The organism is Longispora albida DSM 44784, from assembly GCF_000379825.1.
Classification (GTDB): Bacteria; Actinomycetota; Actinomycetes; order Mycobacteriales; family Micromonosporaceae; genus Longispora; species Longispora albida.
This window is the reverse complement of sequence record NZ_KB903816.1, coordinates 58232-72882: the sequence shown is the minus strand read 5'-3', so window position 1 is coordinate 72882 and position 14651 is coordinate 58232. Positions and strand designations below refer to the sequence as shown.

The following is a 14651-nucleotide window of genomic DNA, read 5'->3' as shown; positions in this document are numbered from 1 at the left end:
CCGGAGTTGAGCCTCTGACACGGTACAAGCTATGTGTATGTGTCGATTGATGAGCGCACGGGCCCTGAACGTTGCGTTCCTGGTGCTTGCTGGCCCAAGTTCTGATCTTGCACGCTGGACCTGGCTTCACACCCCCCTTCCGGACGATCCGAACAGGACAGCAGATGAGCAAGCTCGTGGCCGTCGTCTACATCTCCATCGACGGTGTCGTCGAGAACCCCGCGTGGACCGCCCCCTACTGGAACGACGACCACGGGAAGTTCCAGCACGGTCAGCTCATGCTCAGCCGGGCGCTGCTGCTCGGCCGCAGGACCTACGAGGGCATGTCGCAGGCGTGGCCGAAGATGGGCTCGGCCGACCAGGGCACGGTCAAGATGAACACCATGCCCAAGTACGTCGCCTCGGCGACGCTCACCGAGACGACGTGGAACGCCCAGGTCATCGAGGGTGACGTGGCCGAGGCCGTCGCCAAGCTCAAGGCGGCCGACGGCGAGGATCTCCTTCTGTACGGCAGCGGCGAGCTTCTCAACCACCTGATCGCCCATGACCTGGTCGACGAGCTCAAGCTCTTCGTGCACCCGGTGATCGTCGGTACCGGCCAGCGGCTCTTCGCCGACGGCGCCGCCCCGAAGAGCTGGACACTGGCCGGCACCCACACTTTCAGCTCTGGCGCGATCGTCCTCGACTACCGTCCAGCGGAACGACTTGGCTAGAGTCTCTGCCTCGCGGCCGGAAACGTGCTACGTTTGACAAGTTGCAGTACGCGAGCGCCCTGTGAACATTGCGGGGCGCTTGTTTTGGTTACGCTGCGGCGGGGCGTCACACGCGCCCCTCATCGGTTCAAAAGGATTGAAATGGCTGTTCAGGGCACCGTGAAGTGGTTCAACGCCGAAAAGGGTTTTGGTTTCATCACCCCGGACGACGGCGGCGCTGACGTCTTCGCCCACTTCTCCGCGATCGCGACCAGCGGCTACCGGAGCCTCGACGAGAACCAGCGCGTCGAGTTCGAGATCACCCAGGGCCAGAAGGGCCCGCAGGCGGACAACATCCGTCCCCTGTAATCACACGCTAGACAGCAGAGCCGGCTGATCCGCGAGGATCGGCCGGCTCTGCTGCTCTCGGCGGGCTGGTTACCCTGGTGGGGTGACTGAGTTCCGCCCCCTGCACATCGGCCAGCACGAGGTGTGGCCGCCCGTTGTCCTGGCCCCGATGGCCGGGATCACCAACGTGGCCTACCGGCAGCTGTGCCGTGAGCACGGGGCCGGCCTCTACGTCTGTGAGATGGTCACCACCCGGGCGCTCGTCGAGCGGAATCCGAAGACGCTGAACATGGTCGCGTTCGGCGCGGACGAGAAGCCCCGCAGCCTCCAGCTGTACGGCGTCGATCCGGACATCACCGCCCAGGCGGTGCGCATGGTCGTTGACGAGGACCTCGCCGACCACATCGATCTCAACTTCGGCTGTCCCGTGCCGAAGGTCACCCGGCGGGGTGGCGGCTCGGCCCTGCCGTACCGCAGGCGGCTCTTCCAGAAGATCGTCAGCCAGGCCGTCGCGGCGGCCGGCGACCTGCCGGTGACCGTGAAGATCCGCAAGGGCATCACCGACGAGCACCTGACGTACCTCGACGCTGGCCGGATCGCCGAGGATTCCGGGGCCGCCGCGGTGGCGCTACACGGCCGGACGGCCATCCAGCTCTACTCGGGCCACGCCGACTGGTCGGCGATCGCCACGCTCAAGGAGCACGTGACGAGCATCCCCGTCCTCGGCAACGGCGACATCTGGGAGGCGGAGGACGCGCTCCGGATGATGCGGGAGACCGGCTGTGACGGAGTCGTCGTCGGCCGGGGCTGCCTGGGCAGGCCGTGGCTGTTCGGCGATCTCGCAGCCGCTTTCGACGGCCGGGTGGAGCGCGCGCTGCCGACCCTGGGCCAGGTGGCCGCGATCATGCGCCGGCACGCCGAGCTGCTGGTCGCCTGGCTCGGTGACGAGCCGCACGGCTGCGCTGACTTCCGCAAGCACATCGCCTGGTACCTGAAAGGGTTCCCGGCAGGCGGCGAGCTCCGCCGGGCACTGGCGATGGTCGGCAGCCTCGCCGAACTCGACGACCTGCTCGGCAAGCTCGACCACGACGCGCCGTACCCGGTCGGTGAGCTGGGCACGCCGCGCGGCCGGAGTAACGCCCAGGCCCGCGTCGTCCTCCCCGACGGCTGGCTCGACGACCCGGAGTCCGAAGCCGTACCGGAGGGCGCCGAACTGGAACACTCGGGCGGCTGAGGCGGCAAGCGGCAGCCCGGTATAGCGAATTGGCTATACTTCCAGCATGGAAAGCTCCCTCGAAGAGACTCTTGCCGAGCTTCGGGAGGCCCGTCTCAGTCACGGGCTGTCCCAGGCTGACGTGGCCGAGCGCATGGGCACGACGCAGTCGGCGGTCGCCCGGCTCGAAGCTGCCCAGTCCGATCCTCGTCTGAGCACACTCCTGCGATACGCGGAATCCGTCGGAGAACGAGTTGGGCTGCTGCCCCAGCGTGAGGCTTCGTCGGTCGCGGCAACGGCTGCGCATGTCAAGGCTTCGCTTGCCGCCGGCGACGCGGATGAAGCACTCCGCCACATCATCCAGATGCTTGACGACCTGCACGGATTGACGAATGAGCTGCGCCTGCGGGCGCTCCGGGACGAACCGGATTCCGTTGGTGACCGCAGATGGGACGCCCTGCTGGCTGGCGTCGCCGAATACGCCAGCGGCCTGTTCGGGTTGGCTGTTCCTGGCTGGACGGCTGCTCCAGGGCGATTCCTGCATCGCTTCTGGTTCGTGGTCGAAGACGTCCTCGGTCGTCCCGCGCCTGGTCTGGCCGCACTGGCTTTCGTCTCCGCTCCGCCAGCGCTGGCGAACCGCGGAGTCTTCCTTGACGGCGATTCGCTGGTGAGCGTATGAGCCTTCTGTCGAGAGACGAACTCCTGAAACTGCTCGAAGAGATCAGCACTGAACTGGAGTCCCGAGGACTGCGGGGCCACTTGTTCGTGGTCGGTGGTGCGGCTATGGCGCTTGCTTACAATCTGCGCCGGTCCACCCGGGACCTTGGTGCGGTCTTCGAGCCGAAAGACGTGGTCTACCAGGCGGCACGCGATGTCGGAAAGCGGCATGGGCTGGCCCCGGACTGGCTCAACGACGCGGTGAAAGGCTTCCTGCCCGGCGAGGACCCCAACGCCACGACGCTGTTCGACCGCCCAGGGCTGTCGGTGCGGATCGCTTCACCTCGCTACTTGTTCGCGATGAAGGCTGCTGCGGCCCGTATCGAGCGTGACGCCCGAGACCTTCTCCAGCTCTACGCGCTCTGCGGGTTCTCGTCCGTCGAGGAGGCGCTGGACTGTGTGGAGGAGTACTACCCGGCGCATCTTCTCCCACCCAAGACCGCGTTCCTGCTCCGTGAGCTGCTGAGCTGAGTTCAATCGGACGGCTGACCTGCGGCGGCCGACGTCGAACTCGTGGATCTGCACCGCATGTACGAAGGGGCCTGACGAGTCACAGCTCCTTGAGCAGTTCCAGGATCTCTTCCCTGGTCAGGGTTGTGCCCCGGGCGTGGGCCGGAGCGAAGTCCTCGCCGATGAGGGCCTGGGCGGCGGCTGTTGCCCGGGTGACGTCGGGGTCGGGGAGGGCCGGGCCGCCGTGGAGTGCCTGGCCCGCTCCGAGGAGGAACGCGGCCTGGGTGCCGTCCCCCTCGCGGGCGGCGAGGCTCGCGAAGGCTTCCGGTACGGCGGGGCGGATGACGGAGACCGCAGAGTAGGGGCCGGCCAGGGCGACCGTGACGGCGCGCCGGTACGAGGCACGGGCTTCGGGCAGGTCTCCGGCGGCTTCGGAGGTCCGGCCGAGTTCGATGTGGAGGGTGCAGCGCAGGAGTGCCGCCGGGTACCCGCCGGACGGGCAGGCCGCGAGCGCTTCGGCCAGGAAGGTACGAGCGCGGGGGAGGTCGCCGCGCAGCCGGTGGACCTGGCCGAGGCCGAGCCGGGCCGCAGCGGCAGGTGTCAGCGCTCCCGCCCGGGCGGCCAGCGCGGCAGCCTGCTCGAAGCCGGCTTCGGCCCCGTCGAGGTCGCCGTGCGCCACGAGCCACTCGGCCCGGCGGCTGTGCAGGTCGGCGAGTTCCTGGTGGGCGTTGAGCTGGCCGATGAGGTCCATCGCCTCGTCCATCATGGACAGGAAGCCCTCACGGTCGCCCCGCGCGCTGGCGAGGTGCGCGAGCTGGTCGAGGGTGTTCGTGATGCCCCAGCGGTCGCCGGTCGCCCGGAAGCTGGCCAGCCCGGCCGTGAACAGCCGCTCGGCCCCGGCCTGGTCGCCGGCGAACACCGCCATGAATCCGGTACCCATCGCCATCAGGCCGCGTGACCAGTCGTCGTCGCCGACGCGCCGGCTCCACTCGTCCAGGCCCTGCTGCTCGTCGGCTGGCGGGCCGCCGGCCATCGCCCACATCAGCGGCGTGAACGGCCATCGGGTCGGCCCGTCGAACCCGGCGATCAGCGGGCGGGCGATCTCCACATAGGACCGTTCGACCGGGTCGTGGGCGCCGCCGGGCGTGGCGTTCAGCGCGCACAGCACGAACTCCTCCTCCAGCCCTTCGGGTGGCCGCAGGCCGACGGCGGTGAGCAGCCCGGCGGCCAGCGGCGCGCTTTCGGCCCGCAGCCCGCCCAGCCACCAGTACCAGGCCAGGGCCGCTGCCAGGCGCAGGCCCAGGTGCGGATCGCCGTCCACGCACCAGCGCAGGGCCGCGTGCAGGTTGCTGTGGTCCGCGCGGAGCCTGGCCAGCCATTCGAGCTGCTCGGCGCGGCGCAGGTGCGGCTCGGCCGTCTCGGCCAGCGTCAGGAAGTGCCGCGCGTGCGCCAGGCGCAGCGCCTCGGTCTCCCCGGCCTCCGCCAGCCGCTCACCGCAGTAGGCACGCATCGTCTCCAGCATGGTGTACCTGCTGCCAGCCGCCACGATCAGCGACTTCTCCGCCAGGTTGACCAGCAGTTCCCCGGCATCCGGTACACCACAGACCTTCCCGGCCGCCTCAGCGGTGGCCCCGCCGGCGAAGACGGTGAGGCGGCGCGCGAGGGTGCGTTCGTCGTCGCTGAGCAACTCCCAGCTCCACTCGACGACGGCGTGCAGGGTCTGGTGCCGGGGCGATGCCGTCCGGCTGCCCCGGGACAGCAGCGTGAACCGGTCGCCCAGCCGCGCGGCCACCTCCTCGACCGGCAGGGTACGCAGCCGGGCGGCAGCCAGTTCGATCGCCAGCGGGAGGCCGTCGAGTGCCGCGCAGATCTCCAGTACACAGTCGCGGTTGTGATCGTCCACTGTGAATCCGGGCTGGACGGCGGCAGCACGGTCGGCGAAGAGACGGACAGCGGCCGGGGTGGGCAGTTCCGGGAGCGGGCACAGTGCCTCGCCCGTGATGCCGAGTGGTTCGCGGCTGGTGGCCAGGATTCGCAGGCCCGGGCAGGCGCCGAGCAGCCGGTGGGCGAGCTGGGCGGCTCCGTCGATCACGTGCTCGCAGTTGTCGAGGATGAGGAGCTGGCTCCGGCCGGTGAGCGCGGCGACGAGCCGTTGTTCCGCGCCCTGGACCGCGTTCTCACCTGCCGAGAGGACGCCAGGCTCGCGCAGGCCGAGCGCGATGACCAGCGTGTGCGCGACGTCCTCGTCAGCAGTCGTCACGGACAGGTCTGCGAAGGCCACCTCTTCACCGAGGGCGCTCGCGGCCTCGATGGACAGCCGGGTCTTGCCGGCCCCGCCCGGCCCGAGCAGCGTCACCAGCCGGGCGGTGGCCAGCAGCTTGTGGACGCGGCTGACCTCGGTCTCCCGGCCGACGAAGCTGGTGAGCTGGGCTGGCAGCGCCGCCGCCCGCACGGCTGGGGCCGGCTCGGCCCGGAGGATCGCGAGGTGGACGGCTGCGAGTCCGGGGGAGGGGTCAACGCCCAGCTCGTCGGCGAGCAGCTCGCGTGCCTGGTCGAAGGCCGTCAGGGCCTCAGCCTGCCGGCCTGTCCGGTACAGGGCCTGCATGAGCAGTCCGCGCACGCGTTCGCGGAGGGGATGGCCGGCGACGAGGGCCTGGAGTTCGGCGACGAGATCGGGGCTGCCGCCGAGGGCGAGCTGTGCCTCGGCCCAGTCCTCAGCCGTGGCGAGCCGCAGTTCTTCGAGGCGGGCCCGCTGGTTGGCCGCGTGGGGCAGCTCGGCCAGTGCCTGGCCCCGCCACAGGCCGCGCGCGTCGTTCAGCAGCCGGGCGGCCTGTGCCGCGTCCCCGGCCTGGAGCAGCCTGCGGCCCTCGGTACCGAGCCGCACGAACTCGTGGACGTCCACACTGGAGGGATCGACAGCCAGCCGGTACCCGGCGGGATGGAACTCCACCAGCCCCGCGTCCCCGAGCACCCGCCGCAGCCGCGAGACCTGGGACTGGAGGGCGTTGGCCGCCCCGGCCGGCGGCTCCTCGCCGTACATGCCGTCGATCAGCCGCTCGGCCGGGATGATCTGGCCGGCGTCGAGGGCGAGCAGGGACAGCAGGGCGCGGAGCTGAGGGCCGCCGGGCGGTACGGGCGTGCCGTCCGCTGTGCGGATCTCCAGCGGGCCGAGGATGCCGAAGTGCATGCCTGCGATTGTGTCCTACGCGAGCCCGATGGTGATCAAGGAGCAGCCACCAGCTCCGCGTCCCTCGTCCGGGCCGCCCACCGGGCGACCGGCCCCATCGCGAGCCCGGCGGCCGCGAACAGCCCGCCCAGCGCGAACCAGCCCACCGGCCCGCCGCCGACCACGAGTGTGGTCAGCAGCACCGGCCCGAGCATCCGGGCCACAGCGGTACTCAGCCCGAAGAAGCCCTGGTACTGCCCCTGCTGCCCGTCCGGGGCCAGCCCGAAGCTCAGCTCCCACGCCCCGGCGGCCAGCAGCATCTCGCCGTACACGAGCAGCCCGGTCCCGGCGACGAGCACGGCAGCCGACATCCAGCCGGGTCCGGCCGCCGACAGCGCGAACACCGCGCACGCTGCGAACATGACGCCGCCCGCGAACCTGATCGCCTGCGTGGCCGTGCGTGCGCTGGTCACACGTCGGGCCACCCTGACCTGGAAGAGGACCACGCTCACCGTGTTGACGACCAGGAGCACGCCCGGCAGCCAGCCCGGCGCGGACGTCCGCTGGACGATCCACAGGGGAATCGCGAGGCTCAGCAGCGGCATGTACAACAGCAGGAACGCGTTGACCAGCGTCAGCACCGCGTACGGCCGGTCGGCCAGCACCGTGAACCGTGCCTCCTTCGTCGCGCTCCTCGGTACCCTGGGCAGCTTGAGCAGCACCAGAGCCGCGACCAGGAAGCACACGGCGTCGAGGGCGAAGACGGCCTGGTACGCCAGCTTCGTGTCGAAGTAGAGCGCCGCCCCGCCGAGGCCGGCCCCGACAGCGATCCCGCCGTTCACGATCGACTGGAGCCGGGCGCGGGCCCTGGTCCGGTGCTCCGGCGCGACGAGCCCGGCCAGCAGCGCCTGCCTGGCCGCCGTCAGCCCGCACTGGAAGCAGCTGTACACGCAGATCACGAGCAGGAACGTCCAGAACGAGCCGGCCAGCAGGAACGAGCCGACCGAGGCTGCGGTCCCCAGGGCCAGCACGACCGCCGTACCCCGTGCCCCTCGCCGGTCGGCTACGTGCCCCAGGGCGATCCCCGCGACCGAGCCGACCGCCCAGCCGACTGTCAGCGCCAGGCCGGCCTGCGCCGCGGACAAACCGGCGATCCGGATGAAGAACAGCGCGGAGGTGACGTAGTACGCGCCGTCGCCGATCGCGTTGGTGAGCTGGGCCAGCGCGATCGCCCGGGGCGGGCCGGCCTGCGCTGGTGACGCGTGGCTCACGCGAAGCTCGGTGACCGGTCGCGGGCCCGCTTGAGTTCGAAGAACCCGTCGGTACCCGCGACGAGCAGCACCCCGTCCCACAGCCGCCCGGCAGCCTCGCCCCTCGGAATCGGCGTGATCACCGGCCCGAAGAAGGCGATCGGCCGGCCGTCGGGCCCCGGTACGTGGATGGCCGGCGTGCCGAGGTCCTCGCCGACCGGGTCGAGCCCGGCCCGGTGGCTGGCCAGCAGCGGCTCGTCGTACCCGGGCTCGTCAGCGGCCTCGGCCAGCCTGGCGGGGAGGCCGGCCTCGGCGAGCGCCGCCGCGTACAGCTCGGGGCCGATCGGCTGCCTGTCGTGGTGGATCCGGGTACCGAGGGCGGTGTACAGCCTGCCCACGACCTCGTTCCCGAACTCCTGCTCGGCGGCGATCACCACGCGCACCGGCCCCCGGGTGTCGGCGAGCCAGCCCTGGTACCACTCGGAAAGCCCTTCCCGGCCATCGTTGAGGATGGAAAGGCTCATCACGTGGAAGCGGGTCCGGACGTCACGCACCTGCTCGACCTCCAGCAGCCAGCGGGAGGTGATCCAGGCGAAGGGGCATTTCGGGTCGAACCACATGTCCGCAGTGATCATGGCATGACAGTAGCCGGGAAACTGGCTCAAGATCAGAGCCAATCAGGCGCGGATTCCGTGGGCCATTTCCGCAGCGGGCAGCCACTGGGGATTGTGCCTCAGGTGGCGGAGACCGGAAGATCGCCGGGCTGGGACAATCGGCGCTCCCGGCAGAGTGAAGCAGACCACGATGGACGGTGCGCATGCCCGAAGCAGTACTCCCGCTGGCGATCGCGAGCCTGGCTGGCCTGGTCGTGCTGATCCTGCTGGGCGTGCGGGTCTACCGCCGCCCGGTGCAGCCCGGCCTCGGCTGGCCGGCGGCAGGCGAGATCTGGTGGGCCGACGTCCCGTTCCGTGAGGTCGACGACAGCAAGGTCCGGCCCTGCCTGGTGCTGCGGGTGCACGGCGGGCGGATCGAGGTCCTGAAGATCACCAGCCAGGACAAGCGTGGCAGGCACGACCACCTCGAGATCCCCACCCGGCACTGGAACCGGTCGGCGGACCACAACAGCTTCCTCGACATGTCCAGCCCGTTCCGGCTGCGCCCGCGCCAGTTCAGGAACCAGGCTGGCCGGGTCGACGACCGCACCTGGCGCCAGGTCAGGAACGCCTTCGCCACGGACGACATCAACCCGTTCGCCGGGCAGCGCGGCGCGCCGAGGGCCAGCGTGCTGGCCGTGCTGTCGTCGGTGCTGGCCTTCGCCGGGCTGTGCACGGGTGGCGTCACGGCCCTGTACGGCGCGATTCTCGGGCACATCGCCCTGGCCGACATCCGGCGCACCGGCAAGACCGGCGACCGCCACGCCGTGCGCGGCATCGTGGTCGGCTGGATCTTCACGCTGGTAGCGGCGCTGGGCTGGTGGGGAGTGCTGTCGTCGGGCGGGTTGCAGGGCAGAAGCTGACCGCGACCGTGTCGAAGTCAAAGGCGGCAGCCATGGATCTCCCGCTCGGCGACGCCCGCCTGGCGTAGACCGACCTCGCCAGCCTGTTCCGGCCCTCGGTAGTAAGGCCTCACATAGTGCGGGCTCGATGGCCGGAGTCGCCGGAAAAGGTAAGAAGACTTGTGATGGCGGACGCTCCTGGCGTTCGCTCCATCATGGCCTTACAAACCTCGAACATGGCCCGGGGTAAGGGAACGGGCACACAAAGAAGCTCGTCCCGGCAACCACGGGGGAAGTTGTCGGGACGAGCTTGTAGGCGACTCTACAACCAAATTCGCGACCGCGCTACTGCCGGGCGTCAGTGATCTTCATGAGGATGTCCCCGGCCCGCGAAACCCCAGGCTGATGCCCGGTTTCCCGGTAGATATCGAGTGCCATCGTGGCATAAGTCTCACTCCCGGCCGGGTCGCCGAGCGCGAGGGTCGCACGGGCCAGCTCCAGCCGGGCCGCCGCCTCGAACAGCCGGTACCCGGCCTCCTGGCTGATCGCCAGCGCCCGCGCCGCGTACCCGAGCGCCTCCTCCGGCCGCGCCTCGCTGGCCAGCCCGATCAGCGCCTCGAACTGCGAGGACTGGTCGCCGGTCTCCTCCGCCAGCACGAGCGCCTGCCGGAAGTGCTCGCCGGCCGGCTGGCCGAGCTTCAGCTCCAGGTACGCGAGGGCGTTGAGCGCGCGGGCCTCGGCAGCCCGGTCGCCCTCGCGCCGCAGGGTCTCCAGTGCACTGTGGACGGCAGCGATCTCGTCCGCGCCCTCGCCCCGGTCAGCCTGGAGGTGGGCGCGGGCCAGAACGGTCATCGCCTCGCCGTTGGCGCTGCCCATCCCGGCGTGGATCTCCAGCGCCTCGTCGAGGGCGACCAGGGCCTCGTCGAGCCGGCCGAGCTCCTGGTACACCATGCCGAGGTGGTGGGCTGCCGCGCCGGTCAGCGTGCGGCTGCCGTGGGCGAGGCTGCGTTCCCTGGCGCGTTCGAGGTGCCCGGCTGCCCTGGCCAGGTCGCCGGTGCGCAGGTACACGGTGCCCAGGTTGATCAGGTGCATGGTGGCGCTCGGGGCCCGGCCCAGCTCCTCGAACAGCTCGAACGACTGCCGGTAGTAGTGCTCGGCCGGGCCGAGTTCGCCCCGGTAGTAGTGCGTGATGCCGAGGTTGCCGACGGCCGTCGCGCGGCCCTCCAGCCAGCCGGCCTCCTCGGAGATCTTCAGCAGGTGCCGGTAGTGCTCGGCGGCCTCGTCGTAGGACGCGAGATAGGTGTACGCCATGCCGAGGCTGGTGTGCGCTGAAGCCCTGGCCCGCCAGTCGCCGGCGGCCTCGGCGGCGCTCAGCGCGACACTCGCCACCATCAGCCAGTCCACAATGGTCCGCCGCAGCCAGAAGTAGCCGCGCAGCGAGTCGGCCAGCAGCCAGGCCGACGCGGCGGGGCCATGCTCGGCCGCGTGCGCCACGGCGGCCACGAGACCGCGTGCCTCACTGTCGAGCCAGGCGGCCGCTGCCGGCGCGTCCTCGAAGACAACACCCTCATCGTGTACCGGCATGCGCACGATCTGCGGATACAGCAGCTTGGCCGCAGCCTCGCAGTGCGTGATCCGCCACCGGAACAGCCGGGCGTGCGCTCCGGTGTGGTCCTCGGCTGCCGCCGCCTCGGTCGCGTACGCGCGCAGCAGGTCGTGCAGCGTGAACCGCCCCTCGGCCGTCTCGTCCGCGAGGTGCGCGGTCGCGAGCCGGTCGAGCAGCCGTTCGGCCTCGGCCAGGTCCAGCCCGGCCAGCGCCGCGACGCCCTGCACGGAGAAGTCCGGCCCAGGGGCCGGGCCGAGCAGCCGGAACAGCCGGGCGGCCTCGGGCTCCAGCGCGCGGTACGACAGGTCGAAGGCCGGGCGGACAGCCCAGCTGGCATCGCCCTCGACCGCCAGTGCGCTGACCCGGCCGGCCTCCTCCAGCTCCGTCACGTACCGCGCGATCCGGTGCCCGGGCTGTTCGGCCAGGTTCGCGGCGGCGATCCGCAGCGCCAGCGGCAGCAGCCCGCAGGCCCGGGCCAGCTCGGCGGCGGCTTCCGGCTCGGCAGCCACCCGGCTCCGGCCCAGGATCAGCGCGAGCAGCCCGACCGCCTCGTCCTCGGGCAGGACACCGAGGGTGAGGCGCCGCGCCCCGCTGCTGGCGATCAGCCCGCCGAGCCGGTCACGGCTGGTCACGAGCGTGTGGCAGCCGGCGGTCCCGGGCAGCAGCATCCTTACCGTGTCGGCGGACACCGCGTTGTCCAGCACGATCAGCACCCGCTGCCCGGCCAGCTCCGACCTGTACCGCGCGGCCGCCTCGTCCACAGTGGCCGGCACCCGGTCGGCCGGCACGCCCAGCGCCCGGAGGAACTGGGCCAGCACGTCCAGCGGGCGCAGCGGCTTGCCCTGGTCGTAGCCGCGCAGGTTCACGTAGAGCTGCCCGTCCGGGTACTCGGCGGCCCGCCGGTGCGCCCACCGCACGGCCAGCGCGGTCTTGCCGACCCCGGCCGTCCCCGTCACGACCGTCAGCGCCGTGCCGGTACTCAGCTCGTCCAGAGTGGACAGATCCTGCGCCCGGCCGCAGAAGTCGGGCAGGTCCGCGGGCAGCTGGCGCGGGCCACGGCTCGCCGGCAGGTCCAGGGCCGGGTCGGCGCGCAGGATCGCGCACTCCAGCTCGGACAGTGCCCGGTCCGGGTCTAGGCCCTGCTCCTCGGCGAGCCGGGTCTTGTAGTCGCGGAAGGTGGCCAGGGCGTCGACGGCCCGGCCCGAGCGGTACAGCGCGAGCATGAGCTGCCCGCGCAGCCGTTGCCGGAGCGGATGTTCCTCGGCCAGCGCCGCCAGCTCGGCCACCATCTCGGCGTGCCGTCCGGCCGCCAGCTCGGCCTCCGCCAGATCCTCCTGGACCGCGAGCCGCTGGTCGTCCAGCCTGGCCCGCGTACCGTCGATGAAAGCGCCCGTCGCCCCGCTCAGCGCAGGCCCGCGCCAGCAGCCGAGCGCCTGGCGCAGCAGCGGCACCGGATCGGCGGCCGTCCGGGCCTGCCCCACCAGATCCTCGAAAGTGGACAGATCCACAGCGGCGGTACTCGTGTCCAGCACATACCCGTTCTGCCCGCCGGTCAGCAGGTGATCGGCGTCGAGTTCGGCGAGCTGCTGGCGGATCGCGTAGATGCCGGAGTGGACCTGCGCCCTGGCTGTACCCGGCGGGCTGCCGCCCCACAGCGCCTCGGTGATCGCGGCCAGGCTGACCGGGCGACCGGCATTCAGCACCAGGAATGCGAGCAGGCCCCGGCGGAGCGACCGCGGCAGGGTGAGTGTCCGGTTGCCGTCGCTGATCTCCACTGGGCCAAGCAGGCTGAACCGCACCCAAGCAGCCTAGCCGACCCGGATCCCCACCGGGACTGTGTAGGCCGTGTATAGCCGCCTCATGCAGGCTCAACCGGGAGGGATCGGGGGTGCGGGGCCAGGCATGCGGGTGCCGGGCGCCGCAGGAACCCGAGCGCGGGGGGCTGACCGCGGCACCGGTCGGCCCCGCCACGCGCTCACGTGCTCACCTGCTGGCCGGCCCGCGGGTACCCAGGGACCGGGTACCAGATCGGGAGGGCCAGCCAGCAGGTGCACGTGCCACCACTACTCAGTACTCATCGGCGGTACCCGGGGCCACCCCGGACAGGGAGACGATCACATGCCCGGTCTCACCGGGAAGGAAGCCGGGAACGGCGGCGCTGCCCGCCAGCGGGTCCGCCAGGTCACGCTCGTCGAAAGGCGTGCCCAGCCACTTGGCGGACCCGGTGCACCAGACGCGCCCGGCCACCGGCGCCCGGTCCGCACCTATCAGGTCTACCTCCGGGCTGAGCGCTATCTCCCCAGCGAGTTCTAGCCGGCACTTCAGGTGCCGAAATGCCGCGCCGTCAATATCTTGGGTCGGCGAGAACTGCAGGTCAGCCGGTACGAAAGTAAGGTAGATCGGATCTACGTAGATTCGATCTACCTTAAACCTGGCTTCAGGGTGCCAGCTGCCACAGTGCTTCGAGGGGTACCGCGCGGATCTTGTCGCCCATCGGCAGTGTCTGCTGCCCGGTGTAGAAGACGTACCCCCCGATGAACCGGTCGCCCAGTGACTCGGCGAGCAGCCGCAGCCCCTTCAAGTCCTCGGCCCGGACAGTTGCTCCGGCCTTGACCTCGATCGCGATCACCCGGCCATCGGGGGTCTCGATGACGGCGTCCACCTCGGCCTGCTTCCGGGTGCGGAAGTGATACAGCTGGCCGCGTTCCTCAGACCAGGTGAGCTGCCGGGCCAGCTCCATCAGGACGAAGTTCTCCATCATGGCTCCGGCGGCCCCGTCGGGCTCGCTCAGCCGGTTGACGTCCTGGTTGATCAGGTGGCATGCGATGGCCGTGTCGACGAAGGCCAGCTTGGGTGTCGCGATCGTGCGCTGGGTCAGGCCTGGAGCCCAGGCCGGAACGCTCTTGATGAGGAAGACGGCCGACAGCACTTCCAGATAGCGGACGATCGTCGGCCGGGTCAGTGTGGTCTGGTTGGCCAGGGTTCCCGGGACCAGCAGCCCGCCTGCCCGGCTGGACAGCAGTGACAGCAGCCGGAGCATCTCCCCTCGCTGCTGGATGTGCGCGACCTCCATGACATCGCGTTCGATCAGGGCGGAGAGGTATGAGTCGAAGAAGGCCGCCCGGCGCTTCGGGGCACGTTTGACCGCCTCCGGATAGCCGCCAGCCACCATGCGTTCGAGGTAGTCACGGCGTTTCAGCGTGGACGAGTAGTCGATTCCTGGGCCGTGCGCGAAGGCAGCGTCGACGAATCGGTCCGGCCCGCCGGACAGTTCCCCCTGGGAGAACGGCCAGAGTTCGATGACCTCCATCCGGCCAGGGAGCGCGTCGGGGAGCGAACGCAGGCCCAGGACCCGGGACGACCCGGTCAGAAGGTACTGGCCTGGTTCGGGGTTCTGGTCCACGGCGAGTTTGATCGGGCTGAGCAGCTCGGGTACCAGCTGGATCTCGTCGATGACCATCAGCCCTGTGTGTTCGACGAAACTCTTGGGGTCGGTCTGAGCGGACAACAGTGTGGCTGGATCGTCGAGCAACCGCATTACTGAACCGGGACTGTTCGCCAGCGTGAGACGGGACAGCGTGCTCTTGCCGGCCTGACGGGCCCCGTTCACCAGAACGACGCGAGTGTCTGTGAGTGCCTCCTTGACCAGGGATTCCGCATGGCGAGGTATCAGTTCCTGTGAGCTGGTCATCCCAATATCTTTCCATGAAATAT

General features: G+C 70.5%; 12 protein-coding genes. 6 read left to right on the top strand and 6 right to left on the bottom strand.

Features of this window, described 5'->3' with window-relative positions:
* Positions 1 to 164 precede the first annotated feature (164 nt).
* The 5 genes from A3G1_RS0109530 to A3G1_RS0109510 all read left to right on the top strand — a co-directional run bounded on the left by A3G1_RS0109530 (position 165) and on the right by A3G1_RS0109510 (position 3441).
* Positions 165 to 713 (top strand): dihydrofolate reductase family protein, encoded by a 549-nt coding sequence (locus tag A3G1_RS0109530; RefSeq protein WP_018349246.1) that lies wholly within the window; start codon positions 165 to 167, stop codon positions 711 to 713.
* Positions 714 to 854: 141 nt separating this feature from the next.
* A complete protein-coding gene (cspE, locus tag A3G1_RS0109525) occupies positions 855 to 1061 on the top strand; it encodes a transcription antiterminator/RNA stability regulator CspE (protein WP_018349245.1) in 207 nt (68 codons plus the stop codon).
* Positions 1062 to 1143: 82 nt separating this feature from the next.
* Positions 1144 to 2274 (top strand): tRNA dihydrouridine synthase DusB, encoded by a 1131-nt coding sequence (gene dusB / locus A3G1_RS0109520; protein WP_018349244.1) that lies wholly within the window; start codon positions 1144 to 1146, stop codon positions 2272 to 2274.
* A 46-nt stretch (positions 2275 to 2320) separates the two neighbouring features.
* Positions 2321 to 2932: a helix-turn-helix domain-containing protein gene (locus tag A3G1_RS39525; protein ID WP_018349243.1), complete on the top strand. Its 612-nt coding sequence runs from the start codon at positions 2321 to 2323 to the stop codon at positions 2930 to 2932.
* Positions 2929 to 3441 (top strand): DUF6036 family nucleotidyltransferase, encoded by a 513-nt coding sequence (locus tag A3G1_RS0109510; protein ID WP_018349242.1) that lies wholly within the window; start codon positions 2929 to 2931, stop codon positions 3439 to 3441. The genes A3G1_RS39525 and A3G1_RS0109510 overlap by 4 nt, the downstream gene beginning before the upstream one ends.
* Positions 3442 to 3520: 79 nt before the next feature.
* Here A3G1_RS0109510 and A3G1_RS0109505 read toward each other — a convergent pair whose 3' ends face one another.
* From A3G1_RS0109505 to A3G1_RS0109495, 3 genes are read right to left on the bottom strand one after another with little or no spacing between them, the layout of a single operon-like run.
* Positions 3521 to 6607: an AfsR/SARP family transcriptional regulator gene (locus A3G1_RS0109505; protein ID WP_018349241.1), complete on the bottom strand. Its 3087-nt coding sequence runs from the start codon at positions 6605 to 6607 to the stop codon at positions 3521 to 3523.
* Between the two features lie 35 nt (positions 6608 to 6642).
* The gene (locus A3G1_RS0109500) at positions 6643 to 7857 is read right to left on the bottom strand and encodes an MFS transporter (protein WP_018349240.1); all 1215 of its coding nucleotides are present in this window, start codon (positions 7855 to 7857) and stop codon (positions 6643 to 6645) included.
* The gene (locus A3G1_RS0109495; RefSeq protein WP_018349239.1) at positions 7854 to 8471 is read right to left on the bottom strand and encodes a mycothiol-dependent nitroreductase Rv2466c family protein; all 618 of its coding nucleotides are present in this window, start codon (positions 8469 to 8471) and stop codon (positions 7854 to 7856) included. Before A3G1_RS0109495 ends, A3G1_RS0109500 begins: the two co-directional genes overlap by 4 nt.
* 182 nt (positions 8472 to 8653) lie before the next feature.
* Here A3G1_RS0109495 and A3G1_RS38335 point away from each other — a divergent pair, with 182 nt between their 5' ends.
* Complete coding sequence (locus A3G1_RS38335; protein WP_051110491.1) at positions 8654 to 9352, top strand: DUF4190 domain-containing protein; 699 nt, start codon at positions 8654 to 8656, stop codon at positions 9350 to 9352.
* 324 nt (positions 9353 to 9676) lie between these two features.
* On the opposite strand, the gene A3G1_RS34025 is transcribed toward A3G1_RS38335, so the two are convergent.
* From A3G1_RS34025 to A3G1_RS0109475, 3 genes are all read right to left on the bottom strand, one after another.
* Positions 9677 to 12736, bottom strand: coding sequence for an AfsR/SARP family transcriptional regulator (locus A3G1_RS34025; RefSeq protein ID WP_018349238.1), 3060 nt, complete (start codon positions 12734 to 12736; stop codon positions 9677 to 9679).
* 268 nt (positions 12737 to 13004) lie between these two features.
* The gene (locus A3G1_RS0109480) at positions 13005 to 13184 is read right to left on the bottom strand and encodes a hypothetical protein (RefSeq protein ID WP_018349237.1); all 180 of its coding nucleotides are present in this window, start codon (positions 13182 to 13184) and stop codon (positions 13005 to 13007) included.
* 190 nt (positions 13185 to 13374) lie between these two features.
* On the bottom strand, positions 13375 to 14628 hold the full coding sequence (locus A3G1_RS0109475) for an ATP-binding protein (RefSeq protein ID WP_026211972.1): 1254 nt from the start codon (positions 14626 to 14628) through the stop codon (positions 13375 to 13377).
* Positions 14629 to 14651 lie beyond the last annotated feature (23 nt).